Origin of the sequence: Eximiradius sp., from assembly GCA_937127445.1 — a bacterium.
In the GTDB taxonomy this organism is placed as follows: Bacteria; Bacteroidota; Ignavibacteria; order Kapaibacteriales; family UBA2268; genus JAKIZO01.
Genome location: CAKZLY010000018.1, coordinates 115,946 through 141,271 on the forward strand (window position 1 = coordinate 115,946; position 25,326 = coordinate 141,271).

A 25,326-nucleotide genomic window follows, 5' to 3' on the forward strand; every position below is an offset into this window, starting at 1 on the left:
CTTTTAATAATATGGCGACAGCAACAAGATATAAAATCAAGGACGAAAATCCTTCAAAGGTTGAAGACCTTTTCAATCCTTACAATGTGGGTGCAAGACCATTTTTAAAATGGGCAGGCGGCAAAGGACAATTACTTGACAAATTTCAAGACCTCTATCCTAAACAGCTAAAACAAAAAAAGATCAAGACTTTTTACGAGCCTTTTTTAGGTAGTGGTGCGGTTTTCTTTGACATTGCACAAAATTACGACATAGAAAGTGCATACTTATACGACATTAACGAAGAACTAATATTAACTTATCAAGTTATTCAAAAAGACGTTTCAAAACTGCTTGACTTTCTGTATCGTTACCAGAAAAACTATCTGAAACTCGACAGAAAACAAAGACAGGAGTTTTTTTACGACCAAAGGACAAACTACAATTTACAACGCTTCAACACTGACTACGACAAGTATTCAGAGCAATGGTTTCCAAGAGCTGCCCAATTTATTTTCTTAAACCGGACTTGCTTCAACGGACTTTACCGGGTTAATTCAAAAGGAGAATTTAATTCACCAGCAGGCGACTACGACAACCCGACAATTTGCGATGAGCAAAACTTAATGGCAGTTCACCAAGTTTTGCAAATTGCGGAAATTAAAAAAGCTGACTTTAGACAAGTTGTTGCAGACTTAAAAGACAAATCATTTGTGTATTTTGATCCGCCATACAGACCAATCAGTAAGACAGCAAATTTTAAATCTTACAGCAAACAAGATTTTGCCGACAACGAACAAATCGAACTCTCAAAATTATTCAGAGAGCTTGACAAGGAAGGAATAAAAGTAATGTTGAGCAATTCTGACCCTAAAAACAATGATCCTACTGACAACTTTTTTGATGAAATATACAGCGACTACAACATAATGAGAGTTCCTGCGAGAAGAATGATAAACTCAGACCCGACAAAGCGTGGAGCAATTAACGAAATCGTTGTTACAAACTATTCAATCGCATAAATGGAAAAAGGAACTAAAAGTAATATTACAGGAAACCAGCTTGAAGTAGCAGTAAAGACAGTATTAACAGGAAAAGGATTTGAGTTAATAAATTATCGAGTTTGGGAAAAGAACAAAGAGAAATACGGTGAAGAATTACTTCTCGAAAATGTTCCATTCACGACAGTTTACGAACATAAAGGCAATACAGAATTTCTACTCATATCCAAAAAATATAACTTGAGAATAAGAATAGAATGTAAGTGGCAACAAAGTAGCAGGTTCAGTTGACGAGAAACTCCCCTATTTGTATTTAAATACCATAGAAGCAATGCCTGAAAATTCAATAATGATTTTAATTGACGGAGCAGGTTGGAAAGCAGGAGCAATCAAATGGTTAAAGGACGCTGTTAAACAAAAGAAATACACGACAGAAGAAACAAAGAACAAAGAAATTTTGGTGTTCAGCTTGACAGAATTTTTCACTTGGGCAAACAAGACGTTCATCAAGTGACGAAAGAAAAAGCACATACGCCCAACACGGGTTTTGCGTCAGGCGGGGTGACGTGCAAAGTTGGAGCTTTGTGCTTCGTATCAAGTTTATTGCTGGTTGACAGTTTTGTGCTCCGAAACCCGCCCGAATGCAAAGCCCGAAAACGTTATTGGCAATTTTTTACAAAATAATTGATTAAATTATTTTTAAATTTGGATTTTTATTTATTTGTTGTGGCGATAGGTATGAGATATTTTAGAATAGCATCGTTTTTTCTGATATTGTTTTTTACAGTAATTGATCTTCATTCATCTTTTACTAAAATTTCTTCCTCAATTGATGAATTAATTATTGAATATAAACCTGAATTAGTCGAATTTCAAGAAACTTCTATCGGTGAAGATATTTTTTACCAACCAATAATCAAAAATTCATATAATATCAATAAAGAAATCGGGACACCGCAGCATTTAGTGGAAAATGTACTTATTACTGTTCCTTCCCAATTTGGTTATGAAATTAAAGATGTTCAGGTGCTTGGAGTGAAAAGCTATGAGAAAAAAATGTCCACAGTTGAAAATCAATTTACCATCAATTTAGATTTCAAGATTAATAAAGAGTATTATTCCAAAAACAATCAAGCTGAGTGGGTTTGGACAGAATATCAGGGGATATCAAGAAGAAGGAACATTGCAAATGTTTATTTTACGGCAGCTCGATTTAATTCAGCTAACTCAACAATAGAAATTCCTGAAAAAATAATCGTAAAGATTGTATTTCATTATTCGAATCTAACGAAAACCAACGAAAAAGATATTTTTTCACCAATTATCACAATTAATCACGATGAAACCCGTGCGTTTGTTCTTTCTACGCAATATGAAAACATTCAAAATCAGCAAGTAAATGATCTAAGTCAAATTAGTAATGGAAAATGGCTAAGACTAACTGTTAACGACGAGGGATTATACAAAATTGATGCAACTCAACTCTCTTCACGTGGAGTAAGGATTGAAAAAGAGCTTATAAATACAATAAAAATATTTGGTCACGGAGGCGATAACCTTAGCGAAAAGGTTTCTGATGGTTTGAGTAACGATATGTGCGAAATTCCTATAATTGTAAAAACGAGCTCAAACGGTGAACTTGAATCAATTATTTTCTACGGCAATGGACCGAAAGGATTTAAATACGTGAATGGTAGTTTTGTGCATTTTAGAAATGATTTTTCGTTCAATAATTATTATTTATTGACTTACGGTGGAAGAGAAGGTAAGCGTTTTTCTATCTCTCAAAACCCAGATGGGGAAATTAATTACAAACCAGATTATTATTTTCATAGAATATTCTTCAACGAAGAGACAACAAATCCATATCCCGATGGGTCGGGACGAACTTATTTGGGGCGTAGTTTCTTTTCGTCACCGTTTATGGATATTTTACATAATTTGAGAAGAGATGAAAATATAATATATAGGATAGCCGTAGCACATCGTTCTGCAAAGTCTGGGGCTGTGGGGCGATTTATTTACAAACAATCAGGCACTCAGATTTTTTCAACTGTTCTTAATGACACTTATGGCGATTATGTTCATATTAATCGTTCAATTCAGCAATTTACTTCACCCGCAAGTTTGGTAGGAATGGATAATAGGAGTGTGCTGACGATTGAGTATTCAAATAGCAACTCATCGGCAGTTCCATATTTCGATTTTTATGAAATACATTATCCGCGAAGTTTTGTTCCGATAGACAATGAAATCGCATTCTTTTCGGATCCCTCAAAATCGGGAATAACAGAGTATCAGATTAATGGTTTTAGTTCAGGCAATATTATTGGGATTGATGCAAGCGATCCAAGGAATCCGCTGCTACTTGATAATCTAGCAAAAACTGGCGGAATGTTCATTTTCAGAAAAGAGGAAAGAAACAGCAACCCATCAAGATATTTTATTAGTTCAAAATACAAAACAGTTTCAAATATAGAAGCAATCTCTCTTGAAAATTTGCGAGGGACAATTCGAGACGTTGATGTTCTTGTAATAACACATTCTCAATTTATAGAAAGTACAAATGAATATGCAAATTATCGTAGAACGCGAAATAATTTGAAAGTAGCGGTTGTCAAAGTTGAAGATATTTATAAAGAATTTTCATCTTGCATTCCTGATGTTACAGCAATTAGAGATTTTATTGCGTTTGTTTATCACAATTCATCAATTAAACCAGCATTTGTAGTATTGTGGGGCGATGCACATTATGATTACAGAAACATACAGGTAAAATCTCCGTTGTATATACCAATGTATATGAACAAAGAGTCGGACTTTTTTGTAACAGAGACAAGTACGATTGCAACAGATGATTATATCGTTTGTGTGGACGGAGACGACTGGGTTTGTGATGTAGCTTTTGGAAGAGTGCCAGTAGATAACATCGAAAATGCGAAAACTTACTTAAATAAGATAATTCACTACGAGACAAACTCCTCGCTTGACAATTGGCGCACAAATATACTGCTCGTTGCAGATGACTCTTATACAACCAAAGGGCAGGACGGCGACATACATACTCGTCAGTCGGAAGAATTATCGTCAAAGTTACCAGCTGAACTTATTCAGAAAAAAGTATATTTAGCAGCATATCCAACTGAAAGCATTGCTGGCGGGAAACGCCGGAAACCAGGAGTAAATAAAGAATTTATTTCAACTGCAAACGCCACCGGTGCGTTAATTTTTAATTGGATTGGACACGGCAACCCGCGTGTACTGGCTCACGAGGAATTTTTTGAACGTGAGACCACCATTCCGCAATTATCTAATTACGATAAGCTGTTTTTTGTTACTGCGGCGACTTGTGATTTTGGTCGATTTGACTTAGTAGGACCACGAAGCGGAGCAGAAGAACTTATTTTTAGCAAAACTGGTGGTGCAATATCGGTCTTCACAGCAACACGCGTTGTCGGAGCATATGCAAATCACGCACTCAACCAGAAATATTATCAATCTTTATTCAATAGAAAAGCAAATGGAAGTTTCCCAACTATTGGGGAAGCTGCATTTGTTGCAAAGCAAACTTTTTTTGATGAAAATTCAAGACGATTTCTAATTCTTGGCGATCCACTGATAAAATTGAATTTTCCTGAGCTCCAAATTGTAATTGACAGCATAAATGGAATAAGCACCAATGAGCAAAGCAATTTTACAATTAAAGCATTAAGTAAAGTGGACATAGTTGCCAGAATTACTGATGAATTCAGAAACAACACGATTAATAATTTTCAAGGTACTGCTATATTTACATTATTAGATGGGGACGATAGCCGAAGCATAACAGATGAATTTGGAATAAGCTACAAATTTACCACTCAGGGGGCAACTCTCTCGCGAGGAGCATATAAAGTTTCTGATGGAATAATGAAAATCAGTTTTGTTGTGCCGAAAGATATTAGTTTCAACGAAAATAGTTCACGCATTTTTATCTATGCTTTTGCGAGTGACCGTCGAACAGCAACGGGTTCTTACTCATCAATCAAGGTATATGGAATAGAGGGGAATGCTCAGAATGATGGGAAAGGACCAGAAGTTAAAATTTACTTTGATAGTTATAATTTTCGTTCTGGTGATATTGTTCGGCGAGAGCCACTATTAATTGTTGCATTAAGTGACGAAACAGGGATAAATTCAACTGGATTAGGGATTGGGCATAATATAGAAGGCTGGATAGATGATAATCCAATACCAATTAATCTAACACCGTATTTTAATAGTTCAATTGAGAATTATAATTCAGGAATCATAAAGTATTTTCTGACAGGGCTTGCACCGGGGCTACATAAGATACGAGTTCGCGGCTGGGATGTGTTCAACAATCCTGGAGAAGCAGAAGCATATTTCCGTATTCCAGAAGAAAGTGAAGTTCAAATTTTCAACGTATTGCTATATCCCAATCCATTTGCGGAAGACGCAAAAATTGAGATTAATCATAATTTCACACCACCATTTAATATTTCTTTGAAAATTTATAATAGTATGGGACAGTTAATCAGGGAAATTGAACAATCCTGGACTTCGCAGTTCGAGACCATAATAAGCTGGGACGGACTGGACAATCAAGGGAATTTACTACCTATTGGAAGTTATTACTATCATTTAATATTATCTAATTTGTCAGGGAATATTGAAAAGAGCGGTGTATTAGGAATAAAATTAAAATAATGGTATTATATTTGATTAATAATAAATAATTTAAAGAAAAAAACGTTTAAATTTTAAATAAGAATAATTGGAGGAAATTAATGAAAAAGACCAGAAAAACAGCAATTACAGCGCTTGCATTTATATTAGGTATTGTTGTTAGCTCACAAATCGCATACAGCCAGGCTGGTGGCTCGGCTGTTCCGTTCTTGCTTATATCCCCTGATGCAAGAGCAAGCGGTATGGGCGAAACAGGCGTTGCAATTGCTGACGACATAAATGCAATTTATTGGAATCCAGGTGGGCTTGCTTTTTTAGACTATTTCCAAAATGAAAGTGGTGATAAGCCTTTCACACAGACAGCACTTTCGTTTTCTCCGTGGCTCCCGCAATTTAATGCCGATTTATTTTATAGCTACGGCACAATTGGACGATTTTTCGAAGAATTAGACGGAACAGTTGCATTCAATTTCATTTTTATGAACTTAGGCGAATTTACTCGGACAGCAGAGGACGGACGGGTGCTCGGGAAATTCACTTCTAACGAATTTTCTCTTGGACTTTCTTATGGGACACCAATCACAAATGATTTAGGAATTGGCTTTCAGTTACGCTATATTCGTTCTAATTTAGCACCAGTTGGACAAGGACAACGAGAAGCCGGTGCTGGCAATTCGGTTGGGTTTGACCTTGGTTTGCTTTATAAGCCATCGGGTTATGAACTACTGGGAGTACGCAATCCATTGTCCTTTGGCTTTAATCTTCAAAATGTTGGTCCCAAAATCACATACATTAACGAATCTGACCCACTACCAACAAATTTGAAAATTGGAGCCGCCTGGAAACTTGTCAAAGATGAGTTCAACGATCTCAAAATTGCTTTCGATTTTCAGAAATTACTTGTAAAACGTGATAGCTTGAGTGCCGATCCATTACCATTATCACTTGTTACTGCCTGGAAAAATCCGGGGGTTGAATTTTCTGTTGGTGCAGAATATTGGTACGAGAATTTATTTGCATTTCGTGCTGGATATTTTACAGAGCCGTCACGTCTTGGCAACCGTAAGTTTTGGAACTTTGGAGCAGGTGTAAAGTATGATATTTTCAAGATTGATTTTAGTTTTATCAATACAATTGAGGAAAATCATCCACTTGCAAATACAATGCGGTTTTCAATGCTTATTGATTTGAAATAACATTGAAATATTATATAGTATCTATTTTAACCCCGGATTTTCTCCGGGGTTCGTTTTTAGACAATTGAAAAGAATTTTCATAACAACAAAAAATATTGTTATTTTTGTTTTTAATATAATTTAGTTATAATTAAATACTCATACAGAAATGAGCGATTTAGCGATAATAGTGACATTAGTATTATTTTCGGCTTTTTTTTCTGGACTCACAATAGGTTTTTTTAGTATAAATTTAACAGATTTAGAAAACAAGGTTAAAATTGGCAACAAAAGAGCCAAAAGAATACTCCCGCTAAGAAAACGTTCGAATTTGCTTTTATGCACTTTGCTATTGGGGAATGTTGCTACAAACGCAGTATTGGCAATTTTTTTAAACTCAATAGCTTCGGGGGTTGTTGCAGGATTTATAGCAACAGGATTAATATTCATAATTGGCGAGATGGTTCCACAAGCAATTGCCGCACGCTATGGTTTTTTGCTCACATCATCGTTTTTCTGGGTGGTTTGGATTTTTATTGTAATTTTCTATCCAATTGCGGCTCCGATTTCTTTTATTTTAGATAAAATTTTGGGGGCCGAAAGACCAACAGTATATTCAAGAGAAGAATTTCAGGAAATAATCAAGCATCACGAAGACTCGCCTTTTTCTGACATTGACGAAGACGAGGAAAAATTTCTCATCGGTGCACTGTCTTTTTCGCATAAGTCAGTTAGTGATATTATGACACCAAGAACAGTTATTTTCGCTCTCGAAGCAAACAGAAAAATCGACGATAATCTGCTTAAAGAAATAAAGGATAAAGGATTTAGCCGAATTCCTGTTTTTGAGAATACAAAAGACAATATTATTGGAATATTGTATTCCAAAGAACTAATTGGTTACAAAGTAGATGAGAATAAAACAGTTAGCGATATTTGCGACAAACGTTCTTTGATACATATTGAAAAAAATATGAAACTTGATGAATTATTTAATTTGTTCATCAAAGAAAGGCGTCATATTGCGTTTGTATTTGGAGAATTTGGGGAATTGAAAGGACTGGTTACTTTGGAGGACGTTATTGAAGAGATTTTACGCACAGAAATTGTAGATGAGGCCGATAAAACTGTTGATATGAGAAAGCTTGCATTGTTAAAGAGGCGAATTTCTAATAAATAAATGTTGAACTAATTGAGAGAGAAAATGTTTCCAAGTGTAAATGAGCAAATGGATGTTATTCGAGATGGAGCAATTGAGGTGCTTCCCGAAGACGAACTTGTACGCAAAATAGAGAATTCAATTAAAAACAATAAACCATTAAATATAAAATTAGGAGCAGACCCGAGCCGTCCCGATTTACATATCGGACACGCCGTAGTATTGCACAAACTGCGTCAATTTCAGGATTTAGGGCATAAAGCAATACTTATTATTGGAGATTTTACTGCAATGATTGGCGACCCGACTGGAAAATCCAAAACCCGTCCTCAATTAACGCTGGAAGAAACTCGTATTAACGGACAAAGTTATCTTGAACAAGCAACAATTATATTGAAAAAAGAGAATTTGGAAGTTGTGTATAATTCTGATTGGCTTGGGAAAATGAATTTTAGTGATGTTATTCAGCTTGCTGCTCGATACACTGTTGCTCAGCTGCTCGAACGAGATGATTTTTCGAAGCGTTTTAAGTCAGGTATTCCAATTAGCGTTCACGAGTTGCTTTACCCACTGGCACAAGCAATGGATTCGGCTCAAATAAAAGCAGACGTCGAATTAGGCGGGACTGACCAAAAATTCAATTTAATTGTAGGGCGTGAAATTCAGAAAGCATATGGAATAGAACCGCAATGTATTGTTACGATGCCACTTCTGGAAGGAACAGATGGAGTTGAGAAGATGAGCAAATCGCTTGATAATTATATTGCGCTGACTGACACACCAAAAGAAATGTTCGGTAAAGTAATGTCAATTCCTGATGCATTAATAACCCGATATATGAGATATGCTGCATTTTCCCCGGAAAATCAAGCAGTTGCTGTTGAAAAAGGGCTTGCCAATGGCACAGTTCATCCAAGAAATGCGAAAGTGGAAACTGCTATGAAAATAGTTGAGTTATATCATAGCAAACAAGCTGCTGAAGCTGCTTTCGAGGAATTTGAAAGAATATTCAAAAATAAAGAACTTCCCGATGAAATTGAAGAAATGCAAATTGACAATTCAGAAATGGGACTGATGGATTTGCTTGTTGCTACTGGGCTTGCACCATCGAAGAAAGAAGCCAAGCGATTAATTGAGCAAGGTGGTGTGTTTGTCGACCAGAACAAAGTAGATGACCCTTTTCAAAAAATAGATTTAAAAAGCAAAAGATTGCTGAAAGTAGGAAAGCGAAAGTTTTTGTATGTATTAGCAAAATAAAAAATGGCTGATTAATAAATGTGACTAGTGTATTTATATCTATCTTAGTTAAAAATGAACAATTTTATGATTTTTCAGGTTAATAACTCATTTTTTTGACTTCAAGAAACTTTTCTAAGGAATTTTATGAAATCATATAAAAAAGACAAGGTCTTACTATTGAAACAGTTCCAACTATTTTGTATTTCTAATAATGAAACAAATTTTAATTTTTTATTGCAAGTGAACGTCTGTCCTATCCATTAATTCTTTGATTTCTTGGTGAATGCGTTCTAATTTGTTTCGTGAGAATTCGAAAGATACAATCCAATCCTCATCGTTTTCTTTTGATGAGGAGCGGATAAAAAATAGACGGCAAATAATTGAATTAGCCTTATGAAATAAATGAAAAGTGATAAAAGCATATATTTTCATTTGCAATTCATATTTTTCACATAGAATGGATAAATCGCTTTTTTGTCGAATAAAGTTTGTTTTCCAGTCCCAAACTTCGATTTTGCCATTATTTTTTTCAACAAGGCAGTCGATCACACCACCAATGAAATGGCTTTCGAATGGCATGACAAGATGAAATTCACGTTTAGATGAGAGCAAAATATCTTTACATTTAGTGATAAACGGAGAATTGTAAAAATTGGTTGCTAGTTCAATTAGATAATTCATTTCTGCGGAATTATTATAATAATTCAAAGTAATAGATTGCGCTATTTCAGTTAAAGCGTCGAGATTAATACTAAAATCGGGATTAATCCATACATCAAGTTTCTCAATTAGTTCGTGGAAAGCGCTACCCAAAGAAAGAGCAGCTTCGCGGGAAATATTTTCTTCCAAAACATATTCATCGAAGCCAAATTCTTTTTTTATTATGAAATTTTCTTCACTTTCAAGCACTTTTTCAAGCTGAGTGGGATAGAAAAATTTGTTTTTAGGAATAGAGACTATTTCACCAATGGATAAATGATTGTTGGCTTTATTTGTAATAGTTACTTCATAAGATGGAGTATTATTAACTATAAAGCAATAATTTGAGAACAAATTAATAGGTATTTTCAAAAATCTTGGACTAGGAGAATTATTTATCGTATATATCATTAAATCTGTCGTTATATTTTCAGAAATACTTTCTGTTTCGAAGTCCTGTTCCGCATAATCAAGATCGAGTGCATCAAAAAGCAACTCTGCAAAGCCGTTTACTTTTTCGAAACCACCTCCTAATTTTCTTGTTAGTGAAGAGGAAATAATCAAATGATCTTTTGCACGGGTACAAGCAACGTAAAATAGTCGAATTTCTTCATTATTTTCATTGGATTTATTATAATGTTTTACAACATTTCTAATTATAAAATCAGTCTCAGAAGTTTCGCCATCGACAATTTGCTTCAACTTGAACAAAAGCCCAAAATCATTGTCAATGAGGAAACTGTATGCAGGCTTTGTAATATAGTTAGAATTGTAAAGATAGACAATAGGGAATTCCGCACCTTTCGCCCCGTGAACAGTAGAAATTATAACAGCATTTTCATTAGAATAAGCAATGGCTTCGGGTTCTTTTGAGTTTTCGGAAAGATAGTGAAGTTCTTCAACAAAATCGTATAAAGAACGGAAGCCACGAGCTTCAAATTTGCGGGCATAGTCAATTAATTTATCAAAATTTGATCTTATTTGATTTCCGGAAGGAGTTTTTGAAACATAGAAATTATAACCGTCGAGACTTACTATTTTGCTGATAAGGCTTGAAACATTGATACGTGTGGAATAGAAAATCAAGTCTTCCAATACATTTTTTATTTTATCAAACTTTGCAAAATTTATATTATTTTTAAGATTTTTCAGATAATTATGATACTCAGTAAATTGGTGATAAAGCGAATAGTGATAAGTATTATTTTGCTTATTGTAAGCAATAATTTCGAACAAGTCTGCCGAGGTTAGCCCAATAAAAGGAGATTTTAAGACACAAGCAAAAGCATAATCATCGTTTTTATCAGCAAAAAAATTGAGAAACTCGCGGATATCTTGAATTTCAGGTGTCGCAAAGAAGCCCGAACCGCTCGCAAGAACATAAGGTATATTGTTGGCAATTAGTTCTTTTATCAATTTGCCGAACCCTGATTTTTTTCTTGCAAGAATTGCAATATCACTATACTCTGGTTTTCTAAAATCGTTAATTTCACTATCGAAAACTTTGTAATCTAAATTTCCCGCGATTACTGCTTTTATGTGTTTGACAATTAATTTTTCTTCGGTAGAATTTTCAACTTCGTAACTATTCTTTGAATTCACAGTCTCATTGTTTTTAATTTTTTGTTCGATTTTTAATTGCTGTTTACCTTGCGATATTGTGAGATTTAGCGTCAAATCTTTAGTGATTTTATTATCAACATTCAAGATAAAAGAAATTGACCCGAGAGGTTTCTCGGTAGAAACATCTTCAGTAAAATTATTAATAAATTTTGTGGTAGAACGCCCGCAGACAATAGGTTCATACTTAATATTGTTTTCTAAATCTTTAATTTCAAATAATTTTTGGACGGGTTCCCCAATTAGTTTGGAAAAGATTACATTAACAAAGCCAGCAATATTCGGGGACATACGAAAAGATGTAGTAAGAGAGAGAAGGCCAAACTTATTATCATCATTTAAATTATGTTGGGAATATTGAGAGCTATCAAGGTAGTCGATTTTTGTAGGAATAAATGACTTGTCCTGGTCAATATTAGGATTAGCTCTGTTTTTCTCGGCTAATGATGAAGTTGCTCTCTGGAAGACTTCGACTTCGGCACCTTGAAAGCTGTAAATGCTTTGTTTGGGGTCACCCACGATGAAAAGTTTATTATCTTGACTTGGAGAGTTATTATCGAAACACAATTTGCTGATAATATCAAACTGTTCGCTATTTGTATCCTGAAATTCATCAACAAGAATATAATCGTATTGATTTCTAATTTTCTTTGCAAAATCTTTGTTTTCGAGCATTTGGCGAACAAGAAAAATCATATCGTCGAAATCTATTGCAAACATATCTTGCTTTAGATTTTGGTAGTTCTCAAATACTTTTGAAGCGATGTCGATAATCAGCCTTGCATCAGAAATTTGTTGAAGCAGCAAAGAATGATATTGGTCATTATTTAATTCCAGAATGTCTTTATTAAAGAGAATTTTGAAACTTGTAGATAAAAGGTCAGTTTCTTGTAGAAACTTTTTAATAAGATAATTAATGAATTTAGGATTTCTTTTTGCCTTTGTTTTTTCCTGGAAGATTTCGAAAATTAGACGTATTGAGTTTATGTCAAAAATTTGAGGTGCCTTATAGAAGGATTGATTGAATTGTCTGAAAATTGATTTCATTCTTGAATGTTTTTCGCAAATGTCGTCAGTTATTTCGCTATTGTGTTCAATTTTGAGGAACTCATCGATAATAATATCAAATTTTGTGAAAAAATTCTCATAGCATTCTAACAATTTATAATTATAATAAATTAGAATTTTGTCATCCCTATTTTTGTAGAACTCGACTAAAGCAAATAGTTTTCTTCTAAAACGAATCAATTCTTTGATAACAGAAATAATATTTTTCTTGCCATGACGAACTAATAAGTCAATAAAATCAGAACTATTTGGTGAATTCTTAAAATCAAGGAAAACATCTTGGATGGCATCTTCGAGCAAAGCAAGAGCATCGAATTCGGAAAGTTCGTAAAAATTAGGAGCGATACCAGCTTCGATTGGATAATCACGCAAAAGTGAGTTGCAGAAGCTATGAATAGTAGCGATATTAGCATACTGGATACGGTCGCGGAGAATTTTTAATTTGCGAATTTTTTCGGCATTATAATATTTTTTTTCAATTTCTTTGCTAAGGAGTTCATCGATTTTTTTAGCGACGCGAGATTTCATTTCTGAAGCAGCTACCTTTGTAAAGGTAATAGCTAATATGCGTCTTACATCGCTTTGAACAGGTGGGTAATTGAGCAAAATATCGATATATTTATTAACCAGGACGGTTGTTTTGCCCGAACCAGCATTTGCAGTAAGAGAGATGTGCCTATCTCGCATAAGAGCGAGCTGTTGTTCATCCGTTAGATTATGTGACGACATAGATTAATTTTTTTTACGAAAGAAAGAAACATCAATATTATAGCGTCTAATTTTATTATGAAGTGTTTCGCGACTTATACCAAGCAAAGCAGCGCTTTTGCTTACATTCCCATTGCACTGAGCTAAGGTTGCTTCGATTTTCTTTTTATCAACTTCCGCTAAATCTTCTTTTAATGTTCTATCTGCTGCAAAAACGGGTATCTGATATTGGACGCTATTATTATGATTATTGCCTAAAACTTTTTTAACATCGGAAATCTCTATTTTGTCTTTTTGTGTAGTTTGGAGAATAAGTTTCAAAAAATTGACAAGTTCGCGAACATTTCCACGCCAGTTATAATCAGTAAGGAATTCAATAGTATCATTAGAGAAAAATTTATATTCAGAGAAATCATTATTATGCTTTTGACAGTAATGATTTATAATTTCAGAAATATCTTCGCGACGCTCAGAAAGTGGCGGGATATAAATTTCGCATTCACGCAAACGGTGATATAGTTGCTCGCGGAAGCGCCCTTCACGCATCAGAACAATTAAATCTTTGTCGGTAGCTGAGATAAAGCGAATATCGACTTCTTCGTTTTGCAAAGAACCAACTTTTCGCACAATTTTTTCTTCAATTGGGATGAGCAGATTTGATTGCAATTCAATAAGCAAGTCACCAATTTCATCAAGGAACAAAGTGCCTTTGTTTGCTTCTTGAAATAACCCGCGTTTAGTTTCCATAGCACCGCTAAAAGCACCTTTAATATGCCCATAAAGTTCGCTCTGGAACAGTTCTTTAGGAATGTTAGGGATATCAACAGTAACAAAAGGAAATTTTGAGCGGCGGCTAATAGCGTGAAGAGCTTTAGCAACAAGTTTTTTGCCAGTGCCCGTTTGCCCTGTGATAAGAACATTCAGGTCGGTGCGGCCATAACGGATAATACTATCGCCAACCTGAATTATTTGTTTGCTTTTTCCAATAATTCCGCAAGAAGCGAGGAATTTTTGAACTTCGAGTTCTTCGGAAAATGCAGATATGTGGCGAGCTGAGCTATCGAGAACAGCTTTAATTTTATCTTTGGAAATAATACTTTTCTCGATGAAATTAGAAGCACCCAGTTTAGTAGCTCGTACAGCTGCTTCAATAGTGCCTTTGCCGGAAATCATCACAACAGGAATTTGAATATAATTTTTGCGGATAATTTCAAGCAAGTCGAGACCGTTTATTTTTTCGCCGGGGGTAAATTCAATATCTAAAAGAATAATGCCGACAAATCTGTGTTTCTCATCCAGAAACGAAAGTGCCTGTGAAGGTGAATAGGCCACTTCTGTTTCATAGCCGGAAGACTGAACAATATCAGCCATTGTTGAGGCGAAATCATGATCATCATCCACTATTAGAGCAATTACTTTCATCATCTATTTCTTATTTCTCGAATACTTGGTACTAAACTATTAAGTGAATCAAAAAGTTCACGAAACTGGCGAGAACCTTTATTTTGAAATTCTGGGTTCCATACGGCAAGCATATTAAGATTTTGGTCGGGATTTGAGAACTCAACAAATCTTGCTTTACTCTCGGCGGGTGAGAACAAAGTTTGGGTTTTCAAGATAGTTGTTTGAGCAAGTTTTAATTTACTGCAAAAATCTTTATGGTCCAAATCAACTATTTTATCTTTTTTAATTTCTGGATTTTTATTGCTTTTTGAAAAAATAAAGAGCTCACCGTAAGCATTAATCTCATATCCAAAAAAAGCGTTATCCTTCGGGAAGAAATCACCCCAACGAAGAACAAGATTTTTCTCGTTTTCATTTAAGCATTTAGCTAATTGTGGCTTATTGCCTTTAAACAATGAACAAGAAAACAGCAATAAAAGTAACAATATTGAAAGAGTACTTATTCTCATTTCGAGAAATAACAGTTGAACATAATTAACAAATATAATAAAAAGACAAATAATAAAAAATTTAGTAATGATTAGTATTATTTTTATATCTATCGAGAAATTCTTTTACTATGGGGTCATTGGTTTTGTTTAAATCATCAGGCGTGCCTTCGAACTGCACCAAACCATCGTTGAGCATAACAACGCGGTCAGCAATTTTATAGACAGAGAACATATCGTGAGTAATGATTATCGATGTTACTTTGAGCTTATGGGAAAGCTCGGCAATCAGGTCGTCAATTTGTTCAGAGGTAACTGGGTCTAATCCAGTAGTAGGCTCGTCATAAAAAATGTATTCGGGATTTCCTACCAGAGCACGAGCAACTCCAACACGTTTTTTCATACCACCGGATAAATCAGATGGCAATTTATCTTTTAATATTTTCCATTCATTAATAAATGAAGTGTCATTTTCATCTGTTTGTGGGAGTAATCCGACGGCTTTAAGCACTCTAATTGCTTCTTGTTCGAGATATTTAATATTTCTTTGACCGTGTTCGTAAAGTCCTAAAACAACATTCTCGAAAACAGTAAGCGAATCAAAAAGGGCGGCGCTTTGAAATACAAAGCCGAATTTTTGCCTCAATTTATACAAAGATTTTCTATCTAACTGTGAAACTATGTTACCATCAATTGAAACTGTTCCCAAGTCGGGTTCGAGCAGCCCAACGATGATTTTGATTAAAACACTTTTGCCACAACCGGATTTTCCGATAATACAAAGAATATCATTATCAGGAATACTAATATTGATACCCTTCAAAACGTTTTTGGGACCGAAAGATTTATGGATATTAGTAATATTTATCATATTTTCAACAAATAGAAAAACAAAAAGACATCGCTATGGGTGGCGAATGTCTTTTCAAAAATAATAAAAACAAATTATTTAATTCTAATTTTTTGTCCAATTTGAAGTCTTGTTTCTTTAACTTCTCTATTCAAGTTTTTAATATCATCAATTGATACGTTATATTTGCCAGCAATTCGTTCCAAAGTATCACCAGATTTAACAGTATGATAAATAGGCTTATTATTTTTGTTAGATAATTTTGTAGGATTATTATTCGCTTCAGGTTTGTTCGATTGATAAATTTTTAGACGAGAACCTGCGATAATCAAATCACCTTTTATATCGTTTTTGTTCCATTCTCGGATTTGATCTTCGGAGACACCATATTTACGAGCAATAGAAGCAAGATTATCACCTTTTTCTACTGTATAAACAACAACTTTTTGCTGAGGTTGCTGAACAGAAGTAGGTTGAGAATTAGAAATTGGTTGTTCAATTTTGAGAACCTGTCCGACTTTGATTGAAGATTTCTTCAAATGATTAAGGGAAATAATATTATCGACTGTTGTAGAATATTTTTCTGCGATTTTAGCAAGAGTTTCACCTTTTCGAACCTTGTGTTTAACAATTTTATTTTTTGTAGAAGGGTTTTGGGATAAGTTGTGATTTAAAGTGGAGTTGTTATTGATTGAATTTCGAGCAACAATTAGTTTTTGCCCAACTTGAAGATTGTCAATATCGAATGGTAAATTATTCAAGTTTCGCAGTTCAGCTGGACGAATACCATAAAGTTTTGAAATGCTGTAGATGGTTTCTCCAGGTTGAACAATATGAGAAATAATTTGACCGACGTTTGTGTTTTCTACGTTAGGATTTTGAACAACATTAGGTTTAAGAGTATCTATTTTAGTAGGAGTACGAACAATACTACTTGAATCGAAAGGTTCAGAACCAACCGGGATGCGTAATGAATCACCTTTTTTTATCTTTGCATTATATCCACTTAAATTGTTAATAGCAATAAGGTTATCAACAGAGACATTATACTTCCTGGCAATATCTGTAAGGGATTCGTTTTGACTTACAGTATGAGAAATAAAAGGTTGTTTTTCTTCTTTAGGTATATCTTCGAAATTTTTAGTAAAAGTCTGGTATGAGTTATAAGGTATTTTAATATAATAAGTTTTCTTATCAGGAGGAGTAACGTTTTGCAAGAGTTCTGGATTGAGTTCCTTGAGTTCTTCCAAACTAATTCCGGCAGCTTTAGCAATAGCGGAGAGATTAGTTGGCTCTTTTATTTCGAAAATGTCATATTTATATTCACTTTGATAAGAGACTTCCTTTTCGTCAAATCCATACAGTTCAGGATTCATCATCACTTTTGCGGTTGCAATAAAATTGGGGACATAGATAGCGGTTTCGTTAGGAAGAAATTTTAAGATATCCCAATAAGAAGGTTTATCCTGTTTAGATTTTTTAATTGAGCGTCGTATGCAACCAGTTCCGCAGTTGTAGGCAGCAAGAGCAAGATGCCAGTCGCCAAATTCATTATAGAGGTCGCGAAGATGGCGCATTGCTGCATAAGTAGATTTTTCTGGGTCGCGTCTTTCATCTACCCAGAAAGATTCGTTTTTATTAAGATTATAATCTTGACCGGTTGCGCGCATAAATTGCCACAATCCGACAGCACTTGCACGAGAAACAGCATTAGGATTGAGTCCCGATTCTATCATAGATAAATAGACGATTTCTTCGGGCATTCCTTCTGCTTCGGCAATACGTTTCATCATAGGGAACCATTTGCCAGCACGTTCCATACACTGGCGAACAAAATGTTGCCCACGTTTGTTTTTAGTAAGGAATGTAATACTACGATTAACAAGGTCGTGGTCAATTAGAGGGATTACAAGGCTGTCTGGTTTAGTGTGTCTATTAGGGTACTTTTGGCTTGAATATGTTGAATTAAATGGTTTTTGAACCACTGGTGTGGGGGTTGCAGGTATTTTTTCGATTTCCTGGAATAATTTATCACGAATAATGAACAGAGGGGCATTCTCATCGAGGTTGTCTATATTAGTAATGTAGTTTTCGTAATCTTCAACAATAGATTGGGATAAATCATTAAACTCTGAGTTGTATTCGATATTTGGATAACTTACGAGTTTATTCAAGTTATCAATCGCTTGTTGAAAATAACGAGCAGCACTAATAGTATCACCTTTTTTGATAAGAATCAATGCTTGCAAATAGTATTGACGAGATTTTTCGAGTGTTGCAGAGACAAAATCGTCGGTTTCGATTTTGACTTTTCTATTTTTGTCTAAATCTGAATACTCGTCTTTGAATTTTTGTCTATCTTTGTAAATTTTCTCTAAATGTTCAGCTCTTTTGCGGGTTATTTGGGAAAAGGAATATTCTGGCTCAGGAAGGAAAAGAAAAAAACAGAACATAAAAAACAACAGTTCCTTCCACGCTCGATATTTTATAAATTTCTTTACTTTCATATCAACTCCGATCAAAAATACTCTTCATTTATGCTGCTTCAACAGACAACAAAAGAAAACTTACAAAAAATAAGTTTCTTGATTTACTAATAATTATAAATGTAATAATTTTTTTTGACAAAAATATTAAAAAATAATTAAAAATTTATCATAATTCACTAATCGTTAGAGTAAATTTCTTGATTGCTGCGTTCACCACTTCTGTCAATAGCAATAATTTTGAAGGAAAATGGTTTATTTGGGTCGCGAGGGGTAATTTCAAAAAATTGTGACCAAATTAATTTTTCTCTATCAGGTTTATATTGTCCAATTCTCTCTTTGTAGGTTGCATTTCCTTGAATATCAAGAGATAAAATTGTATTTTCTCTGTTTTTGAATAGTCCGAATGAATTAGTCTGGACAAGAACAGTTTTATTATCAATTTTTGATAATTTGACAATAACAGGTGGTGGAAACTTTTTGATATTTAGTTTAATTCTTTGCCCTAAAAGCTTATTGTTTAAATATCTTTCGAAGAATATATTGTCCGAGGTATCTTCATAATCAGGTGTGAAGCTGATTACTTCATCAGAAAATTGCTGGTAGCGGATATTATTATTGTCTCTAATAAGGACTTTGGCTTCGTAACCGGGAAGCATTGGCAAGTTGGGCTTGATTTTATAAGTAAGTCCGGGATATAACTCGTTTGGAATTTCAGGATTTGCAATAGGTTCAGCAATTATTGGGAACGAAATCTGGTATTCTTTGTTGTCTACTCTGCGTTTCAACAAAAGGGTAACGACTATGTTACCATAATTAGGCGAAGTGCCTTTAATCGAAATACTATTTGACGAGATGTTGCTAATAAAAGCTGAACCGCCATTGCCTTCGGGGTAGTGCTTAATACTTACTTCAATATTCTTTTGTAAATCAAGCAAAGGATTAAGCCCGCCAAGCACAAAAAGAGTATTTTGCCAATCGAATGACGAGATGGTGCGGATTCTATCATACTGAAGCGAAAAACTAACGTCTGAAAGAACAATTTGAGGTTGCTGAACAGCTTGAACTATTTGTTCAGTTGGTTGTTCCTGAACAGCAGGCAAACCTGTTTTTCTATCATAAAAGTTAATGACAAGAGCGAACTGTGCTTTTGCAACAAGTTCGTTGCCTGTTTTTAGATCATTAGCTTTAGCAGTGATATAGACAATATATGATTTGTTAATTCTGTCGAATGTAGGTGGCTTCCAAACAAAATAGGCTATCTTTTTTTCTAATTTATCAATCAACCGGAAATAGATGCTTTGGTTTTCGACGTTTGAAACCAATTTTAGTTTACTTTTGTAAACCTGATCTTCGATCATTGCTTCGTATCTGATATTCTTAACGTCGCCAGTAAAATAAATTGTATTTAAGCTATCGAGATGAAGTAAAAACGGAATGGAATCAATTGCCATTTTACAGAATAGAGCGGATTTTTCGAGTTTGATTACAAAAGGTGTTTCTATGGAAATACGTTTAGCAGTTTCGATTTCTCTTTCCTTTTGCGATGGAATGAGAAAAATTAGAGCTGCAAGGTAAAGTACAAAGTATATTTCGATAGTTTTACGATATTTGTATCTACTATTTTTCATTACGGACTATTTTGTTGGATAATATTTGTTCGAGTTCGTTTCGAATAGCAATTTTAATTTCTTCTTGTTTAATTTGAGCGACGGATTCGGTTAGAATTTTGATTTTATCATTGAAATCTAACAAAGTATTATTAGTTTGTTGTAAGATACTTACAAATTGAGGATTAGGCTGAGAAATATCCATAAAAGATTTAGCAATAACAAATATTTGAGATAATGATTCATTTTGAAGGGAAATAAGAGCATTTAATTTTTCTATAAGATTTTCTAATTGCATAGTTGTTGCAGCAAAATCTCGGCTAATTTCACCAACTTCGTTTAGGAGCTCTTTCTGAAAATCAATCTCTTCTTTTTGATTATTCGAAGTTATTTCTTCGTTTGGAGTAAAAAGCATAATAAAGAATAAGAATAGGAGCAAAGCAGCTTCGAAAATAATACCTGCAATAACAATATCATCACTTACGTGATCTGAAAAGCGTCTAACTCCAACAAGCACAAGCAGAATAGCAGCCCCAAAATAAGCAAAAGAATTAATTGTTGAAAAATAGAAACGGTTAACAATTTCTTCGAGCCATATCGCTGTACCTCTCCAGAAACCAAGACTATGGATGATTTGAATATCGTCGCCGGTGTATTGCTCGAGCTCTATCTCGCTGGTTGCAATCCGCCAGGTAGCAAATAGAGCAGCGAATGAACTCCATTGCTTTTCATAACGAAGACTTTTAAAAATATCTTGCAGCAGATGGCGCCCCGATATTGAACCAAAGTTGTCAATTTTTTTCATATTATTTTTGTGTTTTTATAAGAACAACAATACTTGCTAAAAAGAAAATAATATTAGCACTCCATCCAACAAACATTGGGTTAATATTCATCGAGAAGCCAATTGTTTTGCTAATTTCCGTAAATATCAGGTAAGAAAAAGCAATTACCATTGCGGCGGTTATTTGTATAGCAATACCACCACGCTTTTTAACAGAAGCAAATGGAACGCCAAAAAGCATAACTATTAAATTCGAAAATGGAAAAGCAAACCCCGCATAATAGTCAATAAGATTTTTGCGAATATCTTTGCCACCCATTTTAAGAACATTTATATAGTCCCGTTTTTCGTCGAAATTCATTTCGTCTGGGAGCATCTGAAGCTTGATAAGTTGTTCGTGTTTTATATTAAGACTAATATTCATAGAGTCAAAGCTATTGACAAAGACGGAATTATCAGAAAAAGTTCGAACCATTACATTTTCGAGTTTCCATTTACCATCGTTCCAGATAATTCTGTCGGCTTCAATCCTTGAGCGCAGGCGAGGAACGAGCTCATCCGAATAATCTTCGATAGCAACTTGATATCCTGTTTGTTCGGTAGGATGATAATATTGCATCATTACGTGTTTGGTAGGTGTATCACGGAAGAAAAGATTAAAAAGAGTACCGCCTTGGGCTTTTGCTTTTTTTAGATAAACTCTTTCAATTTCTAATTTAGTTTTGTTGGCAACTGGGACAATCCAACCGTTAAAATATAGTTGCCCCAGACTCAGCAGGACAGCAAAAACAACCATTGGAAGCATTAATCGGTATAAGCTAAGTCCCCCGGATTTCATTGCTGTTGTTTCATTGTTGGTTGATAGCCTACCAATAGAAAATAAGGTTGCAATTAATACTGAAATTGGTGTAAGAATTTTCAGTATTTCAGGAAAAAATGAGATATAGTATTTGAAAATTATCGGATTTGGAACATTTTTGTCAATAAAATCATCCAGATTTTCCATTAGATTAACTACTAAAAAAATCAAGCATAATGAAATAATAGCAAAGAAAAGTGTGCTAATAAACTGGCGAAGTATATATCTATCTAAAATATTCATAATCAATTCATTAAAAATCAATATCTTACAATATTAACAAAAATAAAATAAAATTAAGAGAAAAAAATGTAATTGCTAATCTTTAATGAATTTTTCAGTATAATCATCAATAGTGATAAAATATATATCTCTTGGATATTTAGAAATATTAATTACTGAATTGAGAGAACGAATAGTACCTTTATCAACAGTTGAGCCATAAATATTTCTTACATAGAAGTCGATAGGAAGTAAATTTTGGCAAAAATCAGGGAGTTTGATAACAATTTCTGTTCGTGCAGGATTAGGAAAAAGGTCGAAATAAAGATCTTGCTTTTTAAGTGTATTGGTATTGGTATCATTTTTCGAAATATTTGTTTGAATGTTGAAAATTCGTTTATAGTTTTCTGCAAACTCGTATGGATATGAGCAAGAATCGGTCGCATCCCAATTAATTGACCACGTCATCATACCACGAATATTTGGGTAACCATTTTTTTCGAGTAAAACATAAGAGCCCGTGAAATAATCTGATTTACCTAATAAATAATTCATGGCCATAAGAACACTATCTGTGTGCATATAGCCATTGCTTGCAGCAAGATTGCAAGCGGGAAGTCCTATTGTAATTTTTTCTGGTGGGAATCCCTGGAAGAAGCCACCTTTAGTATTAAATCCTTGGATTAGTTTTTCCGTCATAGCGACAATAAAGTCAGGAGTAGCCTGAGTATAGATTTTCCAGTCTAAGCCATACATACCGCCACTATTATAGAGCTGCACATTTACTAAATCTATCGAATCTCGTAAAGCATCCAAAATTGGCAAATAAGCTCCCCAAACGCCACCATAGCCACTTTGCCCACCCTGAACATAAGCAGTTTCAGGAGAAATAGACAAAATCGCCTTTTTCCCAAATACTTCGGAATACTCTTTCATTATTTCTTTGATTGCATCAATAAGCAAAACAATGCAAGAATCAACAGGTTGTGAAATTGTGCCACCCGAAATTCTTATTGAGTTGCCCTCGAAATCAATATCAATCCCATCGAATTCGTAATCGAAAAGAAGCCTAAGCACAGATTGAATAAAGACGTCGCGTTCCATTGCACTATCGAGTTTGATTGTTGTATTGCCACCTCCAATGGAAAGCAAAACTTTTTTACCTTGCGATTGAATAGTCTTAATTCTCGATTTGAAATCATCTTTTTTAATAATCAACGGATGAAAATATATATCATAATCTGTTCCAGCACGTGGAGTAGCAAAAGCAATATTTATTACGTTATAGGCAGGATGTACTTTTTCAGGACCAATCATAGGGGCAAGCGGATTATCCCAATTGTGCCAATAGCCAACAAGAACTTTTTGGGGCAAACTATAAGAATAAATTGTATTTATATTAATTAGCGAAAATGCAATTGTAATAAGCAAAATGTAATATTTATTCACGTTGTTTCACCTTAATTCATAATTCATTAATTCATATTTTGCTAAAATCAATAATAATGCCGATTTTTTGAAACAATATATTTTTTTTAAAAAAGTCTAATAATTTTGTTTAAATGTAGAATTTGGAGAATAAAAACATGCGTTTTCTGTTGTCAGTATTATTAGTAGTAACAATTTTTTCTACAAATATTTTATTTTCAGAGGGAAAAATGGATAGACCAAAGTATCTAATTACAACATATCAGAAAGGTGAAGAGCTTGGTAAAATAAAGATTGAGCTCTATAATGATGTTGCTGCGAAGCACGTTGCAAATTTCGATAGTCTTGTATCAATAGGTTTTTACGATGGCACTGCTTTTCATAGAGTAATTCCGGGATTTATGATACAAGGAGGCGACCCAAATTCGAAAGATAAGCCACGCGAAATGTGGGGGTTTGGCGACCCGAGCCAAACAACGGTTCCTGCCGAATTCAGCAATTTGAAGCACAAACGTGGTATTATTTCTGCTGCAAGAAAGCCTGACCCAAATAGTGCAACTTCCCAATTTTTTATTTGTGTTGCCGATGCACCCCATTTGAACGGACAGTATTCGATATTTGGTGAAGTGATTGAAGGAATGGAAGTTGTTGATAAAATTGTAAATATGCCAAGAGACAGTAGAGATAATCCAATTGACAAAGTAGAGATGAAAATTGAAAAGATAAAATAATGAAACGAGCTGTATTTTTTGACAGAGATGGCATAGTAAATATTAGAATAGTTGGTGATTACGTAAAAAAAATTGAAGAATTTATCTTTATTGAGGATTTTTTTGAATTATTTTCGATCGTAAAAAAGCTTGGTTATTTGGCAATTTTGGTAACAAATCAGCAAGGAATAGGCAAAGGATTAATGACAAGCAATGATTTAGAACGAGTGCATAATTATATGGACGAAAAGCTGCAAGAAAGGACAAATTACAAATTCGATGCGATTTATTTTTGCCCAGACCTTGCTAAATCAGGAAGCAAAAGGCGGAAGCCAAATCCAGGAATGTTTAATGAAGCTATTGAGCATTTCGGAATTGATGCTGCAAATTCTTGGACTATTGGTGATAGCATAACAGATATTGAAGCTGGCAAAAAAATTGGGACAAAAACAATACTTGTAGGTTTGCACTTAAAAAATGATTTAGCCGATTATATTTTCCCATCGATAAAGGAAGTAAAGCAATTTTTTGAAAATATGGAAAATTCAAAGGAATAAATATGAACAAGCGTTTTGAAAAAATAATCGAGTTCGTAAAAAAAATTGTCCCAGAAGCAAGCGAATACATTTTTCAGAAACAGTTGAGTATAAAAGTCCCGAAAGAAAGACTTGTCGAGGTAGCGGAAAAATTAAAAACCGACCCAGAAATGTCTTTCGATATGTGTATTGACGTAACTGCAATTGATTGGCTCGACAAAAAAGAAAAACGTTTTGAAGTTGTATATTTTCTATACTCGAATAAATTCAAAAGCCGAGTAAGAATTAAAACTGAGATAGATGAAAATGATTGCACTTGTCCGACATTGACAGTAGTGTGGGCTTCGGCAAATTGGTATGAAAGAGAAACTTATGATATGTATGGGATTAAATTTGATGGGCATCCTGATTTGCGGCGTTTTTATATGCCCGAAGATTATGTAAATCCAGAAACTGGGGAACCGATTTATCCTTTAAGGAAAGATTTTCCGTTGATGGGAATACCTGACTCATTGCCGCTTCCACCCTATCCTGAAAAATATGGTGGGAAATAGTTAAGTTCTACTTTTTTGAATATAAACTGAAATGTGGTTTGTAAAAACCACATTTTTA

The 25,326-nt window shown here is 34.3% G+C and carries 19 protein-coding genes; 10 read left to right on the top strand and 9 right to left on the bottom strand.

Going from position 1 to position 25,326, the window contains the following annotated elements:
* Positions 1 to 11 precede the first annotated feature (11 nt).
* The 7 genes from AC6QZF_RS05960 (at position 12) to tyrS (ending at position 9,260) form a co-directional block, all read left to right on the top strand.
* Positions 12 to 1,001 carry a DNA adenine methylase gene (locus tag AC6QZF_RS05960; RefSeq protein ID WP_499798964.1) on the top strand — a complete coding sequence of 330 codons (990 nt, stop codon included), beginning with the start codon at positions 12 to 14 and terminating at the stop codon, positions 999 to 1,001.
* Positions 1,002 to 1,271, top strand: coding sequence for a PD-(D/E)XK nuclease superfamily protein (locus tag AC6QZF_RS05965; protein ID WP_499798965.1), 270 nt, complete (start codon positions 1,002 to 1,004; stop codon positions 1,269 to 1,271).
* A gap of 40 nt (positions 1,272 to 1,311) precedes the next feature.
* The gene (locus tag AC6QZF_RS05970) at positions 1,312 to 1,494 is read left to right on the top strand and encodes a PD-(D/E)XK nuclease superfamily protein (RefSeq protein ID WP_499798966.1); all 183 of its coding nucleotides are present in this window, start codon (positions 1,312 to 1,314) and stop codon (positions 1,492 to 1,494) included.
* 224 nt (positions 1,495 to 1,718) lie between these two features.
* Positions 1,719 to 5,690: a type IX secretion system sortase PorU gene (porU, locus tag AC6QZF_RS05975; protein ID WP_499798967.1), complete on the top strand. Its 3,972-nt coding sequence runs from the start codon at positions 1,719 to 1,721 to the stop codon at positions 5,688 to 5,690.
* Positions 5,691 to 5,770: 80 nt separating this feature from the next.
* Positions 5,771 to 6,865: a PorV/PorQ family protein gene (locus tag AC6QZF_RS05980; protein ID WP_499798968.1), complete on the top strand. Its 1,095-nt coding sequence runs from the start codon at positions 5,771 to 5,773 to the stop codon at positions 6,863 to 6,865.
* Between the two features lie 169 nt (positions 6,866 to 7,034).
* A complete protein-coding gene (locus AC6QZF_RS05985; RefSeq protein WP_499798969.1) occupies positions 7,035 to 8,024 on the top strand; it encodes a CNNM domain-containing protein in 990 nt (329 codons plus the stop codon).
* Positions 8,025 to 8,048: 24 nt separating this feature from the next.
* On the top strand, positions 8,049 to 9,260 hold the full coding sequence (tyrS, locus tag AC6QZF_RS05990) for a tyrosine--tRNA ligase (RefSeq protein WP_499798970.1): 1,212 nt from the start codon (positions 8,049 to 8,051) through the stop codon (positions 9,258 to 9,260).
* 213 nt (positions 9,261 to 9,473) lie between these two features.
* On the opposite strand, the gene AC6QZF_RS05995 is transcribed toward tyrS, so the two are convergent.
* The 9 genes from AC6QZF_RS05995 to AC6QZF_RS06035 form a co-directional block, all read right to left on the bottom strand.
* Positions 9,474 to 13,358: a UvrD-helicase domain-containing protein gene (locus tag AC6QZF_RS05995; protein WP_499798971.1), complete on the bottom strand. Its 3,885-nt coding sequence runs from the start codon at positions 13,356 to 13,358 to the stop codon at positions 9,474 to 9,476.
* A 3-nt stretch (positions 13,359 to 13,361) separates the two neighbouring features.
* Positions 13,362 to 14,762, bottom strand: a complete 1,401-nt coding sequence (locus AC6QZF_RS06000) for a sigma-54-dependent transcriptional regulator (RefSeq protein ID WP_499798972.1) — start codon at positions 14,760 to 14,762, stop codon at positions 13,362 to 13,364.
* Entirely contained in the window at positions 14,759 to 15,250 is a 492-nt protein-coding gene (locus AC6QZF_RS06005; RefSeq protein WP_499798973.1) for a hypothetical protein, read from the bottom strand. Before AC6QZF_RS06005 ends, AC6QZF_RS06000 begins: the two co-directional genes overlap by 4 nt.
* Positions 15,251 to 15,311: 61 nt before the next feature.
* The gene (locus AC6QZF_RS06010) at positions 15,312 to 16,100 is read right to left on the bottom strand and encodes an ABC transporter ATP-binding protein (protein WP_499798974.1); all 789 of its coding nucleotides are present in this window, start codon (positions 16,098 to 16,100) and stop codon (positions 15,312 to 15,314) included.
* 74 nt (positions 16,101 to 16,174) lie between these two features.
* Positions 16,175 to 18,586, bottom strand: a complete 2,412-nt coding sequence (locus AC6QZF_RS06015) for a LysM peptidoglycan-binding domain-containing protein (protein ID WP_499798975.1) — start codon at positions 18,584 to 18,586, stop codon at positions 16,175 to 16,177.
* Positions 18,587 to 18,744: 158 nt separating this feature from the next.
* Positions 18,745 to 20,196, bottom strand: coding sequence for a hypothetical protein (locus AC6QZF_RS06020; protein ID WP_499798976.1), 1,452 nt, complete (start codon positions 20,194 to 20,196; stop codon positions 18,745 to 18,747).
* Positions 20,186 to 20,980: a hypothetical protein gene (locus AC6QZF_RS06025; RefSeq protein WP_499798977.1), complete on the bottom strand. Its 795-nt coding sequence runs from the start codon at positions 20,978 to 20,980 to the stop codon at positions 20,186 to 20,188. Before AC6QZF_RS06025 ends, AC6QZF_RS06020 begins: the two co-directional genes overlap by 11 nt.
* Before the next feature lies 1 nt (position 20,981).
* On the bottom strand, positions 20,982 to 22,061 hold the full coding sequence (locus tag AC6QZF_RS06030) for an LptF/LptG family permease (RefSeq protein ID WP_499798978.1): 1,080 nt from the start codon (positions 22,059 to 22,061) through the stop codon (positions 20,982 to 20,984).
* Between the two features lie 75 nt (positions 22,062 to 22,136).
* On the bottom strand, positions 22,137 to 23,489 hold the full coding sequence (locus AC6QZF_RS06035) for a glycosyl hydrolase family 18 protein (protein ID WP_499798979.1): 1,353 nt from the start codon (positions 23,487 to 23,489) through the stop codon (positions 22,137 to 22,139).
* A 209-nt stretch (positions 23,490 to 23,698) separates the two neighbouring features.
* On the opposite strand from AC6QZF_RS06035, the gene AC6QZF_RS06040 reads away from it, so the two are divergent.
* Genes AC6QZF_RS06040 through AC6QZF_RS06050 form a run of 3 tightly spaced genes read left to right on the top strand, consistent with a single transcriptional unit; the run spans position 23,699 to position 25,268 of the window.
* Positions 23,699 to 24,199, top strand: coding sequence for a peptidylprolyl isomerase (locus tag AC6QZF_RS06040; RefSeq protein WP_499798980.1), 501 nt, complete (start codon positions 23,699 to 23,701; stop codon positions 24,197 to 24,199).
* Positions 24,199 to 24,735, top strand: coding sequence for a D-glycero-alpha-D-manno-heptose-1,7-bisphosphate 7-phosphatase (locus AC6QZF_RS06045; protein ID WP_499798981.1), 537 nt, complete (start codon positions 24,199 to 24,201; stop codon positions 24,733 to 24,735). Before AC6QZF_RS06040 ends, AC6QZF_RS06045 begins: the two co-directional genes overlap by 1 nt.
* Before the next feature lie 2 nt (positions 24,736 to 24,737).
* Positions 24,738 to 25,268, top strand: a complete 531-nt coding sequence (locus tag AC6QZF_RS06050; RefSeq protein WP_499798982.1) for an NADH-quinone oxidoreductase subunit C — start codon at positions 24,738 to 24,740, stop codon at positions 25,266 to 25,268.
* The last annotated feature ends 58 nt before the right edge of the window (positions 25,269 to 25,326 follow it).